At 70.7% G+C, this 20,585-nt stretch carries 15 protein-coding genes and 1 pseudogene; 4 read left to right on the top strand and 12 right to left on the bottom strand.

All coding sequences use genetic code 11. The features are described 5' to 3' along the window. Positions 1-17: 17 nt before the first annotated feature. Both AC3IYI_RS02390 and AC3IYI_RS02385 read right to left on the bottom strand, forming a co-directional pair. Positions 18-953, bottom strand: coding sequence for a cyclase family protein (locus tag AC3IYI_RS02390; RefSeq protein WP_489408612.1), 936 nt, complete (start codon positions 951-953; stop codon positions 18-20). Between the two features lie 220 nt (positions 954-1,173). Further along, on the bottom strand, positions 1,174-1,992 hold the full coding sequence (locus tag AC3IYI_RS02385; RefSeq protein WP_489408611.1) for an alpha/beta fold hydrolase: 819 nt from the start codon (positions 1,990-1,992) through the stop codon (positions 1,174-1,176). 94 nt (positions 1,993-2,086) lie between these two features. Between AC3IYI_RS02385 and AC3IYI_RS02380 the strand changes: the two genes are divergently transcribed. Continuing rightward, a complete protein-coding gene (locus AC3IYI_RS02380) occupies positions 2,087-4,108 on the top strand; it encodes a transcriptional regulator (protein ID WP_489408610.1) in 2,022 nt (673 codons plus the stop codon). 29 nt (positions 4,109-4,137) lie between these two features. Here AC3IYI_RS02380 and AC3IYI_RS02375 read toward each other — a convergent pair whose 3' ends face one another. The 6 genes and pseudogenes from AC3IYI_RS02375 to AC3IYI_RS02350 form a co-directional block, all read right to left on the bottom strand. After that, positions 4,138-4,875, bottom strand: a complete 738-nt coding sequence (locus tag AC3IYI_RS02375) for an SAM-dependent methyltransferase (RefSeq protein ID WP_489411852.1) — start codon at positions 4,873-4,875, stop codon at positions 4,138-4,140. 15 nt (positions 4,876-4,890) lie between these two features. Beyond that, positions 4,891-6,084, bottom strand: a pseudogene (locus AC3IYI_RS02370) (glycosyltransferase); the annotation flags it as partial. A 150-nt stretch (positions 6,085-6,234) separates the two neighbouring features. Beyond that, positions 6,235-7,452 carry a glycosyltransferase gene (locus AC3IYI_RS02365; RefSeq protein WP_489408609.1) on the bottom strand — a complete coding sequence of 406 codons (1,218 nt, stop codon included), beginning with the start codon at positions 7,450-7,452 and terminating at the stop codon, positions 6,235-6,237. 138 nt (positions 7,453-7,590) lie between these two features. After that, complete coding sequence (locus AC3IYI_RS02360) at positions 7,591-8,382, bottom strand: VOC family protein (protein WP_489408608.1); 792 nt, start codon at positions 8,380-8,382, stop codon at positions 7,591-7,593. 119 nt (positions 8,383-8,501) lie between these two features. Continuing rightward, positions 8,502-9,503: a GNAT family N-acetyltransferase gene (locus AC3IYI_RS02355; protein WP_489408607.1), complete on the bottom strand. Its 1,002-nt coding sequence runs from the start codon at positions 9,501-9,503 to the stop codon at positions 8,502-8,504. Between the two features lie 82 nt (positions 9,504-9,585). Next, the gene (locus AC3IYI_RS02350; protein ID WP_489408606.1) at positions 9,586-10,128 is read right to left on the bottom strand and encodes a carboxymuconolactone decarboxylase family protein; all 543 of its coding nucleotides are present in this window, start codon (positions 10,126-10,128) and stop codon (positions 9,586-9,588) included. An 80-nt stretch (positions 10,129-10,208) separates the two neighbouring features. Here AC3IYI_RS02350 and AC3IYI_RS02345 point away from each other — a divergent pair, with 80 nt between their 5' ends. Then, positions 10,209-13,124: an AfsR/SARP family transcriptional regulator gene (locus AC3IYI_RS02345; RefSeq protein WP_489408605.1), complete on the top strand. Its 2,916-nt coding sequence runs from the start codon at positions 10,209-10,211 to the stop codon at positions 13,122-13,124. A gap of 18 nt (positions 13,125-13,142) precedes the next feature. On the opposite strand, the gene AC3IYI_RS02340 is transcribed toward AC3IYI_RS02345, so the two are convergent. The 4 genes from AC3IYI_RS02340 to AC3IYI_RS02325 form a co-directional block, all read right to left on the bottom strand. Beyond that, positions 13,143-14,333, bottom strand: coding sequence for an alpha/beta hydrolase (locus AC3IYI_RS02340; RefSeq protein WP_489408604.1), 1,191 nt, complete (start codon positions 14,331-14,333; stop codon positions 13,143-13,145). After that, entirely contained in the window at positions 14,315-15,475 is a 1,161-nt protein-coding gene (locus AC3IYI_RS02335) for a serine hydrolase domain-containing protein (protein WP_489408603.1), read from the bottom strand. Before AC3IYI_RS02335 ends, AC3IYI_RS02340 begins: the two co-directional genes overlap by 19 nt. Positions 15,476-15,572: 97 nt before the next feature. Next, positions 15,573-16,043 (bottom strand): RICIN domain-containing protein, encoded by a 471-nt coding sequence (locus AC3IYI_RS02330; RefSeq protein WP_489408602.1) that lies wholly within the window; start codon positions 16,041-16,043, stop codon positions 15,573-15,575. A gap of 53 nt (positions 16,044-16,096) precedes the next feature. Then, on the bottom strand, positions 16,097-17,641 hold the full coding sequence (locus AC3IYI_RS02325) for a PLL family lectin (RefSeq protein ID WP_489408601.1): 1,545 nt from the start codon (positions 17,639-17,641) through the stop codon (positions 16,097-16,099). Positions 17,642-18,110: 469 nt separating this feature from the next. Here AC3IYI_RS02325 and AC3IYI_RS02320 point away from each other — a divergent pair, with 469 nt between their 5' ends. Both AC3IYI_RS02320 and AC3IYI_RS02315 read left to right on the top strand, forming a co-directional pair. After that, on the top strand, positions 18,111-19,097 hold the full coding sequence (locus AC3IYI_RS02320; RefSeq protein WP_489408600.1) for an alpha/beta hydrolase: 987 nt from the start codon (positions 18,111-18,113) through the stop codon (positions 19,095-19,097). A gap of 65 nt (positions 19,098-19,162) precedes the next feature. Continuing rightward, positions 19,163-20,566: a DUF8189 domain-containing protein gene (locus tag AC3IYI_RS02315; protein ID WP_489408599.1), complete on the top strand. Its 1,404-nt coding sequence runs from the start codon at positions 19,163-19,165 to the stop codon at positions 20,564-20,566. Positions 20,567-20,585: the final 19 nt, after the last annotated feature.

Genomic DNA, 20,585 nt, shown 5'->3' with positions numbered 1-20,585 from the left:
CCTGGCTATTCAAAGCTTTACAGGAGAGCGACTGGATTGACCGGTGATCCCGTCCCGCCGGGGACGTTGAGGGGTGTCACGACGATCATGAACTCGTATCGTCCCGCTTCGGCGCACGCGGCGGACAGCGCCTCCAGGTCCAGGTTGTCCAGCAGGGGCACACCCATGGCCGAGATGGCCAGGGCGTGGACGGGAGAGTGGAGGCCCTCGACGAGGGAGGGCCGTACGTCGCTGTCACCGTCCGCGCCGAGCAGACTGATCGCACGCTCGGCCAGCAGCGGCATCGCGTCCACGTGGAAGCCCGCGCTCGCCGCGTCGACGTCCCATGGGCCCCGTTCGCGACGGCGCCGGAACCGGCCGGAGCGCAGCAGCACCGCGCATCCGTCGTCGATCCCGACGCCGAGCGCCCGCTCGGCGGCGATGACGTCACGGGCGCGGACCGCGTGTCCGGGCTCCAGCCAGTCGGCCCCGAGGACGACGGGCAGGTCGAGGAGCACGCCCTTGGTGACGAGCGGGCCGAGCGCCGCCACCGAGCCGAAGCGGGCGCCGCCGGCGCCGATGAACTCGCGTGCCGGGTGTCCCTCGTAGAGCAGCCCTCGGTAGGCGATGTGTGACAGCGAGTCGACGTGGCTGACCCCCTTGCCGTGGTAGTCGACGGCGAGGAAGTCCTTGTGGGCGGCCGGTTCCGGGGGCTCCACATCACCGAGGTCGGACATGTAGTGCAGGGCGGGCCTGGTGTTGTCGGGGCCGGGCCGGGTGTTCCAGGGCAGCCCCATGGATACCGCCGTACCGTCCCGGACGAGGGTGGCCGCCCGTCGTACGTGGTCCGGGGTGACCCGGTTCCAGGCGCCGCGGTCAGCCGGGGTCCAGCGGCCCCACGTACGGACCGAGGCGAAGAGGGCGTCGAATTCCTGACGGGAGATCCGGGGAGCCTCCGCGGGGTTGGTGCTCATGGGGTATGCGGCGCTCCAGACTCGTCGGGCGGCGGGGGCGGCCCGCCGTGTCCGCATCCATACCCGCTGCAGGCGGCGGCCGGACGTCCGCGGGGATCGGTGAACCTGAGTGGCGGCCATCCCTCCGGGCGGGGCAGGCTGTACTCATGAGGCCCGGGGGTGGCCGGCAGGTCTGCACGAACCTCCTGGCCCTGTTCGGCCTGGGGGCCGTGGTCCGTGGTCAGGGTGTGATCGGGTGACGGGTCAGGAACCCGGCCAGGGCTTCGGCGACCGGTCGGGACCGTTCGATGTGGAGCAGGTGGCCCACGCCGTCGATGATGCACTCCTCGACGTGGGGCACGTTCGAGCGGAGGAACGCGGCGACCTCGACCCACAGTGGTTGGGTGTTGCTGCCCCGTACGGACAGCACCGGTTGGCGGATCGCTGCGGCGTTGTCGGGGCCGAACCGCCACTCGGCCAGGGCCGGGAGTTCGATCCCGAAGAGTGTGTCGGCGTCCTTGACTCCTTGTGCGACGCTGCCCGGCATGCGCTCGTCGAGCAGGGTTCGGCAGCGTTCCCAGTCCATTCCGCCGGCGAGGGACAGGAACAGTTCGAAGGCGCGTTCGGGATCGCCGTCGGCGTACGCCTCGAACGCCGGCGCGGCCTGCGCGAAGAACGCCTCGCCCGCGGGCACCGACAAGAGGGAGAGCTCCAGCAGGGCGACCGTGGTGATCCGGTCGGGGTGGTCCTGGGCGAGCTGGGCGGCGACCGCCCCGCCTGTCGAGTGCCCTGCCACGTGCACACGGTCGATGCCGAGATGGTCGAGCAGTGCGACGGCATCCGCGACGTGATCGGCTACGCCGACCGGCCCGGGGGTATGGGTGCTGCCGCTCCACCCCCGCTTGTGATAGGTGATGAGACGGTAACGCTCGGTGAGTGACGGTTCGGTGATGAGCGGGAGGAATCCGTCGGGGAGGACCGGGCTGATCAGCAGGACGGGCTCCCCGGCTCCCCGGATCTCGTGTTCCAGCCGGATGTCGTTGACTGTGACGGTGTCCATGATGTCCTCCACTGGATTTGTGGCTCACCATGGAGGCGTAAGCGCGACTGTTACCGCTGTAACCCGCCTTCCCCGGGACGGAAGGAAGACGTCCGTGGCCCATACCTCCGGCGAAGCGATCGCCCTGGGGCGGGCGCGGAACGCCGCGGCCCGTGGAGCGTGGGTGGACGCCTACGCCGCCTACCTGGAGGTCCGGGAGGCGGACGGGCTCGGCCCGGCGGAGCTCGCGGACTTCGCCGCCGTCGCCTATGCCGCAGGACACCTCGACGTCGCGATCGAGACCTGGGAGCGGCTCCACGAGGAGCTGTCCCGGCTCGGCGAGGACAACAGCGCGGCCGGAGCCGCCGTCCGGGTCGCCATGCACCTGCTGTTCGACACCGCGCTCATGGCTCCGGTACGCGGGTGGCTGCATCGCGCGGAACGCCTCCTCGACCCTGCGACGGCGACACCCGTCCACGCGTGGTTCGCCGCAGTGCGCACCTTCGAGCGACTCCTCAGCGGCGACCTCGACGCGGCACGGGACTGGGCCGACAAGGCGATCGAGACCGGCTCGCACACCGACCCGGCGGCAGCGGCGATCGGGCGTGTGGCCCAGGCCCGGCTGGTGATTCTCGACGGCGACGTCGAAAGGGGCCTGGAGCTTCTCGACGAAGCCGGCACGGCGGTGATGGCCGGCGATCTCGACGCACTGTCGACCGGAGTCGTCTACTGCGAACTGGTCTGCGCACTACAGGGCCTGGCCCAGTACGACCTCGCCGAGCAGTGGACCGAGGCGATGGAGCGGTGGGCGCGCACGAACGCGATCGGCAGCCTGCACGGCCGGTGCCGGGTGCACCGGGCCGAGATCCTGCGCCTGCGGGGCCAGTGCGCGAACGCCGAGCAGCAGGTGCTGCTGGCGTGCGACGAGCTGCGTCCCTACGTGCGGCGCGAGCTGGGCTGGCCGCTGACGGAACTGGGCCGGATCCGGCTTCGGCGCGGAGACCTTCCCGGAGCCGAAGAGGCGCTGCTCGCCGCCCATCGCCTCGGGTGGGATCCCGAACCCGGTCTTTCGCTCGTCCGGCTCGCCGGCGGCGACGCCGACATGGCGGCCGCCGCGATTCGGGAGGCGCTGGCCCGGCCACTGCCGGTGCCGTCGAAGGAACTGCCCCCCACCTCCGGGCTGCGGCGGGCACCGCTGCTGGACGCGCAGGTCAGGATCGCCGTCGCCCGCGGCGACCTGGAGACGGCGCGGGTCGCGGCCCGCGAGCTCGATGAGGTGGCCGTCCGCTTCGAAAGCACCGCACTCGCCGCATCGGCACGGCGAGCTCGGGGCGAGCTCCTGCTCGCCGAAGGTGATGCGGCCGGTGCGTCGGAGTTGTTCACTGATGCCGCTCGTGCCTGGAGCGAGGTCGGCGCCCCCTACGAGACGGCCGAGTGCCGGCTTCGGCTCGCGGACGCCCAGCGCGCCCTGGGCAATCTCCGGGCCGAGAGCCTCGAACGGTCGGCGGCGCGTACCGAGCTCGAACGGATCGCCCAGGCGCCCGCGACCGATGAGGTCCAGGCGGAAACGGCAGAGCCGGATACGTTCGTCCGGGAAGGCGACTACTGGAGGGTCGTCTTCGACGGTCGGAGCATGACCGTCCGCGACGGCAAAGGAATGCACCACCTCGCCCGGCTCTTCGCCGCGCCGGGCCGGGAGTTCCACGTCCTCGACCTGGTCGCCGCCGACAGCGATGATCCCACCGCCGCCTGCAGGCTTTCCCGCGTCGGCGACCTCGGCCCCCTGCTGGACGACCGCGCCAAGCGGATGTACCGGCGGCGGCTGGCCGAGATCGAGGAGGACATCGAAGACGCCCGCGCCGACAACGACATCGCCAGGCAGGAACAAACCGGCCTCGAACGTGAATTCCTGATCAGCGAACTCACCCGGGCCCTCGGACTCGGCGGGCGGGACCGGCACGCCGGCGCGGCCTCCGAACGGGCCCGGGCCGCCGTCACGCAGGCCGTGCGCAAGGCCATCGGCCGCCTCCGCGACGCCTGCCCGGCGCTCGGTGACCACCTCGACCGCACCATCAGCACGGGGACCTACTGCGCCTACGCCCCGGATCCGCGCGCGCCTTCCGGGTGGTCCACGTGACGAATGGGCTTACCGGCGGCCCTGCACGATCACTCCGATGTTTGACGCAGGACCAGGCAGAGAAAGCCGAAGCTGTCCCGGTACCCGCGCAGCCACTGCGAACGCGCGGCGTTGGCCGTCTCCAGTACCTGTGCTCGAGCCGGATCGGCGGGGTGGTCCAGTGCCCATGCGGCCAGGGAGCCCCAGCAGGCCCATTCGTAGGCGTCCAGCTCACCGCGGGTGCTGACGTGGCCGTGGACAGGGGTCCATCCGTCGGCGACGACGTGGTCCACCGTGGTCGCCAGGTCTGCGAGGTCACCGAACATCTCGACGGCCGCTGGTGAAGGGGCGCGGTCCCAGAACGACTCGCCGATCAGAACGCGGCCGCCGGGGGCCAGGTGCTTGCGGGCCGCCGCGAGGGTGGGGAGGAGACCGCCGAAGGCATGGGTGGCGCCGACGCTGATCACCAGGTCGAACGGCTGTGGCGAGCCGAAGCCCGCGGCCTCCTGCTGGTGGAGGACCAGGCGCTCGCCGACTCCCCGTGCGCTCGCTGCCCGGCGGGCCTGCATCAGGGAGACCTCGGAGACGTCGACGCCCTCGGCGTGCAGGTGCGGGCGCGTCGCCAGGGCGCGCAGAAGCCATTCCGCCGTGCCACATCCGAGGTCGAGCACGCGCTCGTCGCCTCGCGGGAGGCTGTGTTCGAGCAGTCGGCCGACCGAGTCGTCGTCGAGCGGAGACTTTATCGGGTGGCCTGCATGCGCAATGCCGGAGATCTGTTCGTGGCTCATCGGCGCGGCGCGGCCCGTGTCGAGGAGCAGTTCCGCGGCCACCGCCGCCCCGTCGGTGCGGATCGTGCCCGCGACGGCCTTCGCCCGCGCTTCCGTCTCGGGGGCCAGGGCCGTCCTGAGTGCGGCCGACAGGGAATCGAAGGTCGGCGTCGGGCCGTCGTGTGCCGCGCCGATGCCGAGCTCGGCCACGCGGGCCGCCCAGTGCGGCTGGTCCACGAACTGGGGCACCACCACCTGGGGTGCACCGGCCCGGGCGGCCGTGGTCGTGGTGCCCGCGCCGCCGTGGTGGACGACGGCCGCGACCCGGCGGAACAGGGACTGGTGGTTGACGTCACCGACGGCGAAGCAGTCGTCCGCGTCGTCCACCAGGCCCAGGTCCGCCCAGCCGCGGGAGACGAGCACGCGGCGGCCTTGTGCGCGGGCCGCCTCGACGGTTGTGCGGGCGATGTCGGAGGCCGTAGTCATGGGCATGCTGCCGAAGCCGACGTACACCGGTGGCGCGCCGGCGTCCAGGAACGCCTCCAGATCAGCGGGCAGGGGGCGCTCGTCGGGCAGGATCCATGCGCCGGTCTGCACGAGGTCGAGATTCGTCAGCTGCTCCCACGGGCCCAGGACCGGGTCCACCGCCAGCCACGGCCGTTCCGTGAACACGTGGTCGCGGACGTTGTCCACCGGCGCGAGGCCGATCGCCGCGCGGTGGGCGTTGAGGGGCTGGAGGTAAAGGGCGTTGACCTTCTGGGCGTCCAGGTCCCACAGGGCCTGGTTGTCGGTCATGTCGGGCGGAGCCGGCGGGCCGGGCCGCCCCGACGGCCGGTAGTGCTCGGAGGGCATCTCGAATGGATGGAAGCCCGCGTACACATAGCGGATGCCCAGCTTCTCGGCCACCGAGCGGACGCCGGCCGGCATCAGACCGCTCGCCACCAGCACGTCACAACCTTCGGCCGCCTTGCCGACCGTGTCGAAGTGCGCGGCGACCAGCTCGGCCGCGAACGCGGCCGCGTCCGACGGCGGCGCTCCCGTCCGCAGCGCGCGCACGTCCCGCCCGAAGGGCACCAGTTCCGCGCCGACACCGGCCAGCAGTTCCGCGAACTCCTCGTCCGGCGGTGCGCACACGCGTACCTCCGCGCCGAGTTTCCGCAACTGCGCAGCCAGTCCCGCCAGCGGCACGATGTCGCCGCGGGATCCGTACGCCATCAACAGCACGCGCATGTCGAGTCTCTCATTTCTTGTATCGGGTGGCATTGATGAGCGGGGGAACGCCCGGCCGCGGTTCGCCGCATCCGCACTGCCGGACGTCGGGCGGGCGCCCGCTCGGGCGGCGTGGGCGTGCCGGGGACTCGCGGGCCCGTCTCGTCTTTCTCAGCCGACGGTGTCGAGGAGCAGTCTTGCCGCCAACATCGCCCCGTCGGCGCGGACCGTGTCGGCCACGGCCTTCGCCCGGCTGCCGGTTTCCGGTTCCAGGGCCGTCTTGAGCGCGGCCGACAGGGAATCGGCGGTCGCAACCGGGCCGTCGTGGGCTACGCCGATGCCCAACTCGGCCACCCGGCCCGCCCAGTACGGCTGGTCCGCCAACTGGGGAACCACCACCTGCGGAGCGCCGACCCGAGCGGCCGTCGTCGTCGTACCCGCGCCACCGTGGTGCACGACGGCAGCCACTCGTGCGAACAACCGCTGATGGTTGACCTCGCCCACGGCGAAGCAGTCGTCCCGGTCGTCGATGACGCCCAGATCCGCCCAGCCGCGCCCTACGAGTACCCGACGACCCTGCGCGCGCACCGCCTCGATGGCCACCCGGGCCGCCTCCTCGCCTCCGCGCACGGCCATGCTGCCGAAGCCCACGTACACGGGCGGCGCGCCGGCGTCCAGGAAGGCCACCAGCTCCACCGGGAGCGGCCGCTCGTCGGGCAGCACCCACGCGCCGGTCTGTACGACGTCGAGGTCCGGCGTCTCCAGCCACGGGTCCAGCACCGGGTCGGTCGCCAGCCACGGCCGGTCGCCGAAGGCATAGTCGCGGACGTCGGTCACCGGGGGCAGGCCGATCGACGCCCGGCTGGTGTTCAGCGCGTCACCGAACAGCGCGTTGATGCTCTGGGCGTCCAGCTCCCACAAGGCCCGGTTGTCGGTCACCTCCGGCGGGAACGGCCGCCCCGGGTAGGCCAGCGGCGGGCGCTGCGGCGAGGGCAGCGTCAGCTGCTGGAAGATCACGGACACAGAGCCGATGCCCAGCTTCTCGGCCACCGACCGCGCCCCGGCGATGGCCGGCATGGCGCCCGTCGCCACCAGAACGTCGCAGCCGTCCGCCACCGAGGGAATCACCTCGAACTGACTGGCAATCAACTCGGCCGCCCGCTGCGGCAGATTGGCCTTCGACGGCGGCGGCGCCGAGGTCGTCAGTGCGCGCGCCGACTGGCCGACACCCACCACGGACACGCCGATCCCGGCCAGCCGGTCCGCGAAGTCCTCGTCCGGCGGCGCGCACACCCGCACCTCCGCGCCGAGTTCCCGCAACCGCACCGCGAGCCCCACCAGCGGTTCGACGTCCCTGCGCGACCCATACGTTGACAACAGCACACGCACTTCTTGAATCTCCTGTTTCCGTGGTTTCCTGGCCGGGCCGACCGTCCTGAGGGAGGGCCCGCGTAGCGAAATGATCTTGCCTTCCCCTGCACTTGAGACGGCGGAGGCAGTGGGCGCGATCAGCGTGTGTCTCTTGAGTTACCGAGCCCAGGGCAGTTCACGGGTGCCCTCGGTACCGGGAACGGACGCGACCCCGTCGGCGGGCATCGAGACGTGGGCCTCGGTCTGTTCCGGGGCGTGGATCCGGCGGAGGTGCCCCGGCGGCAGGATCAGGGTCTGGCCGGCCGCGACCTTCTCCGTACGGCCGAGGCAGGTCACCTCCAGTGCGCCCGCGGTGACCGTCCAGACCTGCTCACGGCTGATGGAGTGCTCGGGGCCGGTGGCGCCGGCGTCCATCGTGACCGTCCAGGTGCTGAGTTCGGTGCTGCCGCGGCTGGGGGCCGCCAGACCGGCCATGGTCGCGTTCGGAGAGATGGTGACGTGGTCGGTGGAGGGCGTGACCACGATCACGGCGCCGCTCTCGTCGTCGTCGGCCGGATCGGTGGCGTCGGCGGCGGCCGCCCATTCGACGAGCTGGACGACGACACCGTTCGGGTCGGTCATCTGGAACAGCCGCTCGCCCCAGGGCTCTTCGCGCAGCGGCATGGTGATGGGGGCGCCCGCCGCTCGTAGCCGGGCCTCCTGTGCCGCGAGGTCCGTAACGGTGAGCGCAAGGATCAGACCGGCCGCCCGCTGGTCGCGCTGCTCGGCCGGGAGGACGTCCGTGCCTCCGCGGAGCAGGACGACGTCGACGGCGGCGTCCCCGCGCGTCAGGGACACGAAGCCGTCGTCAGCCATGGCCACGCCGTAGCCAAGGTGGGTGCAAAGGAACTCGCGCGAGGCGTCCACGTCGGCGACGGTCAGCGAGAGGGTGGAGGAGGAGACGTTCATGGCAGCACCTTCGCGAAGTGAGTGATGGCGAACCCGCAGTCGAATGACCGCGTGCCGACCGGGTGGTCGATGACGGTCACCGCAGGATCGGAGCTCTTGAGCGTGCGGGAGGTCATGGTTCAGGTCGTGGGCACGTCGAGCTGGAGCTCGCACGTGCGCCGGTAGGAGCTGAATCCCAGGCGGTGGTTGACCGCCAGCATGTGGACGTTGTCGTCGGCGTTGTCCGTCTCGATCTCGACGACGCCGGGGTACTCGGCGCGCAGTTGACGCACCATGGCGGCCTTGACCCACAACCCCAGCCCGTGGCCGCGGTGTTCGGGCACGACTGCCGTGTCGTACTGCTGGGCACGAGGCCCGGAGCCCTGGGGGATCAGGATCTCGGTGTAGCCGGCCATGGTGCCGCTGTCGTGTACGGCGGCGACGGTCAGCAGGGTGTCCCCGCGGTCGGCGACCACCGCGGCCATGGCGCGAACGCGATCCGCGTCCCACGCCACACTGCCGTAGTCCAGGTCTCCGACGGGCATGTCGTTCATCGCGTTCTTGGCCGCGGCGAAAGCGGCGGCGAGTCCGTCGGGAACCGTTCCGGTCCAGCCGGTCAGCCGGTAGCCGGGGTGCTCGGCACCGGCGACCCGGAGCAGGTCGGCCCGGTCCGTCCCGTCGAGGCGCAGCATGAGGTGATTCAAGGTCAGTGCTCGGCGGAAGCCCCATCGTTCGCTGAAAGCCTGGCCCGGACTGTCGGCCGCAGCTGAGGTGATCAGGCTGCGCCGCTTCTCGGCGCGGCAGGCTGCCACGACCGCCGACAGCAGGAGGGAGCCGGTTCCCCGACGGCGGTGTGCGGGGTCGACGTGGAGTTCCAGTTCGGCCAGGTGCTCCTGGCCAGGGGAGGTGAACACCCGCAGGCCGGCGACTCCGACCGGAACGCCGTCCGCACCGGTGGCCAGCCAGGTCAGCCGGTGGCTGCCCAGAGCGGGCCGAGTGAGCTGGGAGTGGATCTGTCCGAGGTCGGGCGCCGGTACTCCGGGCAGGTCGTGGAGCGTCGAGGCCGCGACGACCTGATGCCACGCGACGGCTTCGGCGGCCGAGACGTGCTGGAGCGGATTGACGTGTACTGATGTCGGCAAGGTGATGGCCTTCGTGTTCGAGTCGGTTGTACGTCGCGATGGCGCCAGGGCGTGGTGCCGTGTCATTTGCGTTCGCGTTCCTTCAGTCGGTGTGGCGCACGAGCGGCCAGTCGACGTCGGCACGGGCGGCCGTGGCGAGGTAGTTGGTGAAGACGTTGAGAGCGACATGGGCGATGACCTCGACGATCTGCCCGTCGGACAGGCCGGCGTGCCGGGCCGCGGCCAGCTGCTCGTCGGAAACGGTTCCGCGGTCACGGACCGCCGAGGCGGCCAGCTCCAGGACGGCGGCGGCCCAGGGGCCGTCGGCTTGGCCCCGGCGAGCGCCGGCGGCCTCGGCCGCACTCAGCCCGGCCGTCCTGGTCCCGCGGAACGCGTGCAGGGACAGGCAGTAGTCGGACCCGTTCTCCTGCGCCACCAGCAACGCGATGCTCTCGCGCACGGCCGCCGACAGGGTTCCCTCCGCGCTCAGGGTGGTGACGACGGCCAAGTACCCCTTCAGTACGGCCGGGCTGTTGGCCATCACCCTGGCCAGGTTGGGGATGACCCCCAGGGCCTGGTGCGTGGCGGTGAACAGAGCTGCGGTTTCACCGGTCGCTGTCTCCGGTTCAACGGTGTGGAGTGACATGCCGGTAACCATGCGGGTTGATCTTGATACATTCGCGATGCTTCCTCGATGCACGCGCTGGTGACCCTTGGAGTGACGGCATGCGGTTCACGATCCTCGGCCCGGTGGAGGCCGTGTCTCCCGGTTCGGATGCGTCCGGCCTGGCGCCCCGTCATCGCGCGGTACTCGCCTACTTGTTGCTGCATGCCGGGGTCGCGATCAGCACGGATCGCCTGATCGACGCGATGTGGGGGCCGCTGCCGCCGGACTCCGCCCGCGCACAGATCCAGACCACGGTCGCCGCGATCCGACGGATGCTGCGCGCTTCGCAAGCCGACGGGATGCTGGCCACGCGGCCGGCCGGGTACGTGATCACCCCTGGGCCGGGGCAACTAGATCTGGACGAGTTCACCAGCCTGACCGCCAAGGCGGCGGCCGTCTCCGACGACCAGGGGGACGCCGCGGACCAGATACGTGCCGCGCTGGCGCTGTGGCGGGGAGAACCGCTGGCCGATATCACCGCCCACTACGTCCAGAGCGCCAGAGCGCGCCTGAACGGGCAGCTGCTGACCGCCGTCGAGCGCCTGGCCGAGCTGGAACTGGACCGGGGGCGGCACGATGACCTCATCGACGAACTGTCCGTCCACGCGGCCGCCAACCCCTTGCGGGAACGGCTCTGCTGCCAGCTGATGCTCGCCCTGCACCGCGCCGGACGCCAAACCGACGCGCTGGACGTGGCAAGAACCTTCAGGGCGACCCTGGCCGAACAGCAGGGACTGGACCCCGGCCACGTGTTCGGCAAGCTCGAACAGGACATCCTGCGGGACGCCCCCGATCTGCGGCCGCCGGTCACCGCGTCGGCGAAGCCCCAGGGGATCAACTTCCTGCCCTACGACGTCCCGGACTTCACCGGACGCGAGGACGAGCTCGACGGCCTGATCCACCTGTGGTCGGGCAACAAGGGCGGCGTCGTGACGATTTCGGCGATCGACGGGATGGCCGGCGTCGGCAAGACGACGCTCGCGGTCCACGCGGGGCACCGTCTCGCGGACCACTTCCCGGACGGACAGCTCTTCATCGACCTGCAGGCGCACACCGCCGGTCAGGCGCCGCTCGACGCCGGTTCCGCGCTCGAGATCCTCCTGGGACAACTCGGCGTGCCCACCCAGCAGATACCCGCATCGGTCGCCGATCGCGCCGCTCTGTGGCGGTCCGAACTCTCCGGCCGCCGCGTGCTGGCCGTATTGGACAACGCCCTCGGCGCCGACCAGGTACGCCAGTTGCTGCCCGGATCCTCCCGCGCCCTCATCCTGATCACCAGCCGCCGACGGCTGACCGACCTGGACGGGGCACATGCCCTGTCCCTGGACGTGCTGCCCGCCGCGGACGCCCTGGAGCTGTTCACGGCAATCGTCGGCGATCGGGCGGCCGCCGAACCCCTGGCCGTCCTCGATGTCCTGCAGTTGTGCGGATTCCTGCCGCTGGCCGTCCGCATCGCCGCCGCCCGCCTGCACCATCGCCCCCGCTGGACCGTCGCATACCTGGCCGACCGGCTCCGCGACCAGCGCCGCAGACTCTCCGAGCTGGCCACCTCGGAGCGAGGAGTGGCAGCGGCGTTCACGCTGTCCTACCAGCAGCTGACGCCCGATCAGCAACGCATGTTCCGGCTCCTGGGGCTCCAGCCGGGCCGTGACGTCAGCCCCGAGGCGGCTTCCGCGCTGGCCGACCTCCCGCTCGATGAGGCCGAGACGCTCCTGGAAGACCTCCTGGACGCCCACGTCCTGACCCAGCGCCAGCTCGGCCGCTACACCTTTCACGACCTGCTGCGCGAACACGCCCTCGCCACCGCGGCCGCCCAGGAACCCCTGGGCGCCCAACGCGAGGCCCTCGGTCGACTGTTCCACCACTATCTCCACACCGCGAGCACGGCCATCGACCACCTCTACCCCGAGGGCAAGAACCGCAGGCCACGCATCCCCGCGCCGGACACCCCGGCCTGGCCCCCGCAGGACGAGACCGAGGCGATCACCTGGCTGGACAGCGAACGCGCGAACCTCATGGCGTCCGCCCAGTACGCAGCCGAGCACGACTGGCTCCCGCACGTCGGCCAACTGGCCGCCACCCTGCACCGCTACCTGCTGGGCCACGCCCACCAGGCCGATGCGCTGACCCTCAACGGCCTGGCCCTGCGAGCCGCCCGCGGGAGCGGCGACGCAGCCGCCGAAGCCCGTACGCTCATCGACCGCGGCCAGGTGTACTTCTGGTGGCACGGCGACTACGAGCAAGCGGCCGAGCACTTCCGGCACGCCCTGGACCTCGCGCGTGAGATCGGCGACCAGGGCCTCGCGGCCAGCGCACTGGCGGCCCTCGGCACCGTCTCCACGCGGCGGCGGGACTACGACCGGGCCCACGACCAGTGCGCGCAGTCCCTCGCGCTCTTCCGGGAGCTCGGCGACCGCGGTGGCGAAGCCAGATGCCTGACCGACCTCGGCATCGTCCACGAACGCCAAGGACGGTACGAGGACGCCCACGAGCACCACCGGCAAGCGCTGCACGTGTACCGCGAGACGGGATCCCGCATCGGCGAGACCGTCGTGATGAACAACATCGGGCTGCTGTACCAACGGCAAGGCCGCTACGACGAGGCCCGGCACCACCACCGCGACGCCCTGGAGCTGAGCCGCAGGTTCGACTTCCCCGGAGACGAGGCCGAGTCGCTCAACGCCCTGGCGGAGGCAGCCCGGTCCATGGGCGACCTCGCCCGGGCCGCGGCCGAACACGACTCCGCGCTGACTCTCGCCCGCGAGTTCAGCTACCGGCCCGAGCAGGCACGTGCCCATGACGGCCTGGCGCACGTCCACCGGGACCTCGGTCGCATCGACCTCGCCCACGACCACGCCCGGCAGGCCCTTGACCTCTACACCGCCCTCGCCGTCCCCGAGGCCGACGAGATCCGCACCTTCCTCACCGGGCTGCCGCCGACCGCGAACGAGCCCGAACCGCCGGAGGCGCGGTAGCGCCACGCCGCTCGGCACTCAGCCGGCTTGGGCGAACTCGTTCGCGAGGCGGGGGATGTAGTCGGCGAGGGCGGGGGCCCAGCAGCCGTAGGTGTGGTCGCCCTTGCAGGTGGGTGACAGGGCGGAGCCGTTGCCGTAGTTGACGAAGCGGTTCGGGATGCCCAGTTGGTTCAGGCGGTTCGCGACGTTGGTGGAGGCGACCGCCGTCTTGCCGTCGATCAGCCCCTGGTTTCCGGTGTAGAGGGTGACCCCGGTGTTGGCGAGCTTGCCCAGATTGGCGAGCGAGGCGGGGTTGACCTCGTTCCAGATCCGGTCGTTGAAGATCGCGTACGGCGAGCCGAAGATCGCGTCGCTGTCCACCACCGGCCCGTAGCCCGTGCAGTTGCCGGTACCCGAGGTGGTGGAGGCGCACCAGGCGCCGGTCAGGTTGAGCTCCGTGGCCAGCACCGCGGCGCGGACCTCCCACAGGCCGAAGTCGATGCCCCCGGACAGGGAGGCGACGCGCCCGAACAGGTCGGGGCGGGCCTGGGCGTAGTGCAGGGCCCCGAAGCCGCCCATGGACAGGCCGACGACCGCACGGTGGCCGCGGTCGGGCAGGGTCCGCAGGTTGGCGTCGATGAAGGGGACCACCTGCAGGAGGTGGAAGGTCTCCCAGTTGGCGGCGCCCTCGGCGGTGTTCTGCATGTGCCAGTTCGCGTACCAGCCCTTCAGGCCGCCGTCCGGTACGACGGTGATCATCCGGTCGTCCCGCAGGGCCGGGGCCGCGGCGGCGTCGTTCACGTTGCCGCCACCGCCGTGCAGGAAGTACGTCACCGGCCAGCGCTTGCCCGGCTCGGCGTAGTAGCCGCTCGGCAGGAAGACGCGTACCTTGTGCCGGCCGGAGAGCTGCGGCGTGGTGACGGTGAGGGTGAAGTCGGTCTCGGAGCTCACCTCGGTGGCTCCGGCGACCTGGGTCAGACCCTGCCCGTCGGTGAAGGCCGGGATCGTGGGGGCGTCGGCGATGCCGGCGGCGTGGGCCGCGGAGCCGGCGAGGGCCGTCGCCGCGACCGTCGCCGCGGCGGCGGCGGTCAGCGCGGTGGCCCGAATCGCGGCGCGGAAGCCGGCCGCGCCGGGGAGCAGGAATCGCACGGTGGTTCTCTCTTCTGTGAGGCTGGTCTTGTGGCGGGTCGGGGTCAGGGTCAGAACCAGGGTCAGGACGGCGTCTCGCACAGGGCGCTGGTCAGGGTCTTGTACATCTGCGCGCCCGGGATGTTTGTGGCGAGATGCGCGTTGGTCATGACGGAGGCGTGCCGCCCGTCCTCGGTCACGAGCGTCTGCGAGTAGTAGCCGGGGACGGCTCCATCGTGCCCCCAGGCCGTGCCGCCGCAGGGCAGGGCGATCTTCACCATCCCGAGGCCGTAGCCGTTCCCCGAGCCGGGCTGCCCGAGCTCGAAGGTCTTCTCCATCTCGGCGAGGTTCGCGGGCGACAGCGCCGTGCCGTCGACGATCGCCTGGTAGAAGGCGGTCATGTCCCCGAGCGTGGAGATGACGGCGCCGGAGCCGTAGAAGGTGGACGGTTCGAACGCCGTCCCGTCCAACCAGAAGAAGAACGAGCCGATCCGGGTACCCCGGTAGCCGTGGATCGCCGGGCTCGGCACGGCGCGGTCCGTGGGGGCGGGGAAGCGGGTGTGGGCCAGGCCGAGCGGCTGGATCACCTGCTGGGTGACGGCCTGGTGCAGGGGCAGGCCGGTGATCTTCTCGATCAGCATGCCGAGGATCTCGTAGTTGGTGTTCGAGTAGTGGAAGGCCGCGCCCGGCTGGGAGGCCGGGGCGAAGCGCAGTCCGTCCTTCACCAGGGCCGCGAGCGTGTACGAGCCGTCCGGGCCGGCCTGTGCGAGCGGGAGGCCGTTCACCGGTATGCCGCTGGTTTGCTGGAGGAGGTGCCGGACGGTGATCCGGTTCCCGTCGTAGCCGTTCACGGAGACCACACCGGGCAGGTGCCGCTCGATGGGGTCGTCGAGGCCGATCCCGTTCGCCTCCGCGAGCTTCAGTACGGCGACGGCGGCGAAGGTCTTCGACTGGCTCCCGACGCGGTAGTACTCGTCCGGGCCGATCGGATCGTTGGTGTTGATGGTGGCCGTGCCGGTGGAGAGGTTCCACGAGGCGTCGCGGGTCCCCGCGTACACGCCCGCCCCGGGACCGCCGCCCGCCTTGAGCTCGTTCAGGGCCGCGAGCGTGGCGGAGTGGTCCGCGGTCGCCTGGGCCGGGGTCTGCGCCTGCGCCTGTGCCTGTGCGGCCGTGGGCACCGTCAGGAGCGCACCGGCCACGCCGAGGACGAGCGAGAGTCGTAACGCGGTCAGCTTCAACTTCATCGAACCTGCTCCTCGTGGAGGGAAACGTCTGCCGGAATTGCCGGAACTACCGGAACTACCGGAAGGGGAGTGGCTTCGCCGTGCTTCGACATCGGGCTCAGGACCAGCTCTGGTACGGAAGGCTGTTGCACGCCCAGGTACGGAAGCCCTGGGAGCTGTCGTCGATGCAGCGCGAGGTGTGCTGGTTCTGGAAGCGGACGGTGCCGTCGTCCCAGACCTTGATCCACCAGCTCTGCTCCGGGCTGGAGTTGCAGACCGCGGTGCGGAAGCCGCTGTTGGTGTCCTCGATGCAGCGGCCGGTGTTGATGTTCATCAGCTGACGCGTCCCGTCACCCCAGACGTGCACGCTCCACTGCTGCGGATTCGAGCCGTTGCAGCTCCAGGTGCGGAAGCCGTTGCTGGTGTCGTCCATACACTGGCTCGTGGCCTGGTTCCGGAAGGACTGGACGGCGTCGTACGTCCTCGCCTGGCCGGCAGGGCCGGAGGTGGCGGCCAGGGCGCCGGTCGCCGGGGTGAGGGGGGCGAGGGCAAGGGCCCCGCCGAGCAGAAGCGTTGTCGTGACGCGCATGTGATCCGTCGTCTCCTTCGTGTCCGTGGGACTGGCTGGGCCGCCCACCACTGTCAGTTGATCGCGGGGCCGGGGCCGTTGAGCCACGCCCACTGGGCCCAGTCGGAGAAGCCGGTCTGCCAGGTGTGGTAGACGCCCGCATGGCTGGTCCCGAAGACCTCGATGCGGCCGTCGGCGTTGGTGGCGGCGGTGATGTCCGTGCCGCCGGTGCCGATGGTGACCCAGTCGCTGAAGGGGGCGTTGATCCCGGTCTGCCAGGCGTGGACGGCGATCTCGTTGCTGATCGCGAAGACCTCCACCCGGCCGTCGGCGGTGCGCTGGCTGGTGAGGTTCGAGTTGGCCGGGCCGCCGGTTCTCACCCAGCCCGACCAGGAGGCTGGGCTTTCCTGGTATCGGTGGAAAATGGCCTCCGGTCCGGAGGCGAACACCTCGAGACGCCCGTCGGCATTGTGGTCCACCGTCAGATCGTGGCCGCCGCCTCCGAAATGTTCCCATGCGGACCAACCACCGTTGGGGGCGAGCTGGTACTGGTGCTCGAAAACCGTGCCGTTGAGAGCGAATACCTCGAGGCGTCCCTCGGGGGACTTCCCCATTTCCAGACGGGCGTCGACGGGACCACCACCGGTGAACTCCCAGCCCGACCAGCCGGCGTTCGGCGCGGTCTGGTATCTGTGGTAGACGCCCTTCGGGCCGGAAGCGAAGACCTCGATACGGCCGTCGGCATTCGTTCCGGCGGCGACATACCGACCACCGGTGCCGAATCCCTGCCAGCCGGACCAGTCCCTGGACGGGCCGGTCTGATACATGTGCTGGGCGATGTCGCCATTGATCGCCAGCAGCTCCAGCCGACCGTCGGCGTTGGGCACGATCGTCATCTGCGCGTTTCGAGGACCGCCGAGCGGCCGCCAGGCCGACCAGCCGCCGTTCACCTCGGTCTGCCAGGCGTGGTACACCCCGTCAGCTCCGGCCGCGAAGGTCTCCAGCCGGCCGTCGGCCGACCGTGCCGACACCACGCGGCCCGTCTCGGCCGGGCTGACGGCGTGGTGAGAAGGAGCCTCGACAACCCCCTTGTAGCGGTACGGACTGGCGGTGAACAGACCCCCACTCGTGGTGTAGTTGATCGGCCGCTCATATCTGACGGACCCTGCCCCGCCCATCTCCTCCATGGTGAAGAAGCGTGTGTGCTCGCGGTTGGCCCAGCCGGCGAACAGCACGACATGTCCCGCGTCGCCGCCGGTTCCCGGCCCGAGGGTGCCGACGGCGTCCCCGGGCTCCAGATCCTCCCAGGCGATCAGGTCCAGGAACTCGGGCAGGGTGACCGTACTGGGGGACCAGGACAAGTGCAGTGCCATCGAGACGAAGCCCGAGCAGTCGGTGCGGTAGTGCCTGCCTTCCAGGTCCGGGTGGGAGTCGTCCTGGTTGTAGTAGACGTTCAGATCCACCCAGTGCTGGGCACGGAGAAGGATCTCGTCGCGGGTGATCGGGCCGCCCACGTCCGACTGGATGGGCTGGGCGGAGCGGAGACCGATGCGGTTGCCGTTTCCGGCGGCACTGGCCCGGGAGCCCGTCGCGAGGACGTGTGCGCCTGCGAGGGACATCGCAGCCGAAAGTCCACCGGCGGCTCTGAGAAGCGCTCTGCGGGAGGGATGATGTGCGCTCACAACGGGCTCCTGGTCGGTCGGTAGCGGTACGAGGCGCTTGCGGAAAGGGGGACCCGCCGCGGTCGCGCTGGGTCACGTGGGATCGAGCTGAAAGCTACCGAGAGGGACACGGCCCGGGGATCCGGAGAATTACGGATGGTCACCCGCGGCCCCTCCCGCTAAGGCCCGCGATGCTTTGCCGGTCAGGCCCGTCAGCCCCGTCAGGATCACGTCGTCGATCCAGATCATTGCGGCGCGGAGGGAGTTGCCTTCACGGCATCACACGGGCCTTAGAGGACGGGAGCCGGTTCTGTCAGTCCGTAAGGTTCCGGATACTCCTCCCGGGCGGGGATCACTAGCCTCCGAACCGCCGGTGCCGCTGGGACGGCAGCCGGATCCCCAGCCAGCTCGCCCACAGGAGGTCACCTTGACCACGCAGAACCCCACCCGCCGAAGCATCCTCAAGTCCGCCGGCGGGCTCGCCGCCGCGGTGGCCCTGGGAGCCGGCGGCGTTCTCGCGTCGGCGTCGGCGGCCTCGGCGGTCGGCGACGGATTCGGCCTGCGCATCACGGAACGCGGCGAGCAGGATCACCGGATGTGGTACTACCGGTTCCAGACCTCCGCCATCGGCGGCTGGACCCCGGCCGTCAACGTGCTGCTCCCCGACGGCTACCACACCAGCGGGCGCCGCTACCCCGTTCTCTACCTGCTCCACGGTGGCCTGGAGGACTTCATCACCTTCGACGCGCACCACGACATCCGGGGTCTGACGGCCTGGAAGGACCTCATCGTCGTGATGCCCGATGGCGGGCGCGCCGGCTGGTACTCCAACGCGGTGAGCTCCAATGTCGGCGCCCGGAACTGGGAGCACTTCCACATCGCGCAGCTGATCCCGTGGATCGACGCGAACTTCCGCACCTACGCCGAGTACGACGGCCGTGCCGTCTCCGGGTTCTCCATGGGCGGCTTCGGCGCCCTGAAGTACGCGGCCAAGTACTACGGCCACTTCGCCTCGGTCAGCGCCCACTCCGGCCCGGCCAACCTGCGCGGGGGCAATGGTGACGTGGTGACCCACTGGGCCAACGCCTCCTCCGCCGCGGTGGAACTGGGCGGCGGCAGCATCTACGGCGTGCCCTTGTGGGACCAGGCACGGGTCAGCGCGGACAACCCGTGCGAGCGCGTCGAGAGCTACCGGCACAAGCGGGTCTTCCTGGTCGCCGGCACCAGCCCCCAGGACATCCAGGGTTACGCCAACGAGACCGTGGTGCTCGCCACCCAGCGGGAGTTCAAGTGGCACCTCGATCGCGCGGGCATCCCCTACGAGCAACACGAGGTGGACGGCGGCCACTGGGTCCGCCGGAATCTGCTGCAGGACGACATCAACGGCGTCATCGACCGCCTGCGCAAGGCGTGAGAGCCGCGCAGCGCGCTCGAAGGGCGCCCCACCGCGTCATTCCGTCCGCGTTCGTCTCCGTGTGTGTGGCGGCGGGAATCACGGCCGGTGTCACACAGCCGGCCTCCGCCGCCGCCGCGAGCGACCTGTGTGCGGAGGTCGGGTACAACGCGGGCTTCCGGGGCGAGAGCCTGGTGACCGCCGTCGCCGTCGCCCTGGCGGAGTCCAGCTGCAATCCGCAGGCGTACAACGTCACGAACAACACGCCCCCGTCCACCGACCGTGGTCTGTGGCAGATCAACGACTACTGGCACGCCGAAGTCAGCGACGCCTGTGCCTACGACGCGCAGTGCAATGCGAACGAGACCTTCCGGATATCCTCCCGGGGCACGGACTGGAGCCCTTGGTCCACCTACAACCAGGGCCACCATCAGCGGCACATGGACACGGCGCGCACCGCCGTGGACCGTCTTGGCCACCCCGGGCCCGGCCCCGCGCCGTTGGTGTATCCCGCGGAGTCGGGTCGTGTGGTGTCGGCGCGGTCGGTGGACGGGCGTCTTGAGGTGTTCGCGGCCGGGGCGGACGGCGTGCACCATGCCTGGCAGGAGAACATCAACGGCGCTTGGTCGTCGTGGGAGTTCATCGCGGGGCCCAAGGGGGCGGAGCTGGCGATCGGGCCGAACGCCGACGGCCGGCTTGAGGTGTTCGCGATCAACGGCCAGATCCTCCAGCACCGTTACCAGAATCAGCCCTCCGGTGGCTGGTCCGGCTGGGAGAACTTCGGTGAGGGTGGCCGTGACGTCGCTGTGGGCTCCAATGGCGACGGACGGCTGGAGGTCTTCGCCTCCGGCCCCGAGAAGGTGTTCCACCGGTTCCAGACGGCTCCCAACGGTGCCTGGTCGGGCTGGGAGGGGACTGGCGGTGGCCCGGGGGAGAGCCGAATCGAGCTGGCGAAGGCGCCGGACGGCCGGCTTGAGGTATTCGCCCTCAACGGTGAGGTCTTCCGGCATCTCTACCAGACGTCCGTGAACGGTGGTTGGTCCTCCTGGGAGGACTTCGGTATCGGTGGTCATGACCTGACCGTCGACCACAACCTGGACGGCCGGCTCGAAGTGTTCGCGTCCGGGCCGGTCGGTGTCTTCCACCGGTACCAGACCAGCCCCACCGGTTGGTCCGGCTGGCAGGAGACCGGTGGTCTCGCGAACTCGCAGTTGACGAGTCAGCGCACGGTGGACGGTCGGGTCGAGGTGTTCGCTCTCAACGGCAGCGATGCCCAGCACATGTGGCAGACCGGGGTGAACACCCCTTACCACCAGTGGGAGTCCTTCGGTGCCGGTGGCACGGAGATCACCGCCGTGGCCAACGCCGACGGCCGGATCGAGGTCTTCGGGACCAATCCCACCGGGGTCTACCACCGCTGGCAGACCGGCTTCTCCACCTGGTCCCAGTGGGGCTGGCTCAAGGACACCGCCGGACCGGCGATCAACTGACGGCAAACGTTCCTCTGGC

It is taken from the genome of Streptomyces sp. GL_148, from assembly GCF_057834205.1.
This window is presented reverse-complemented; position numbering and strand designations above follow the sequence as displayed.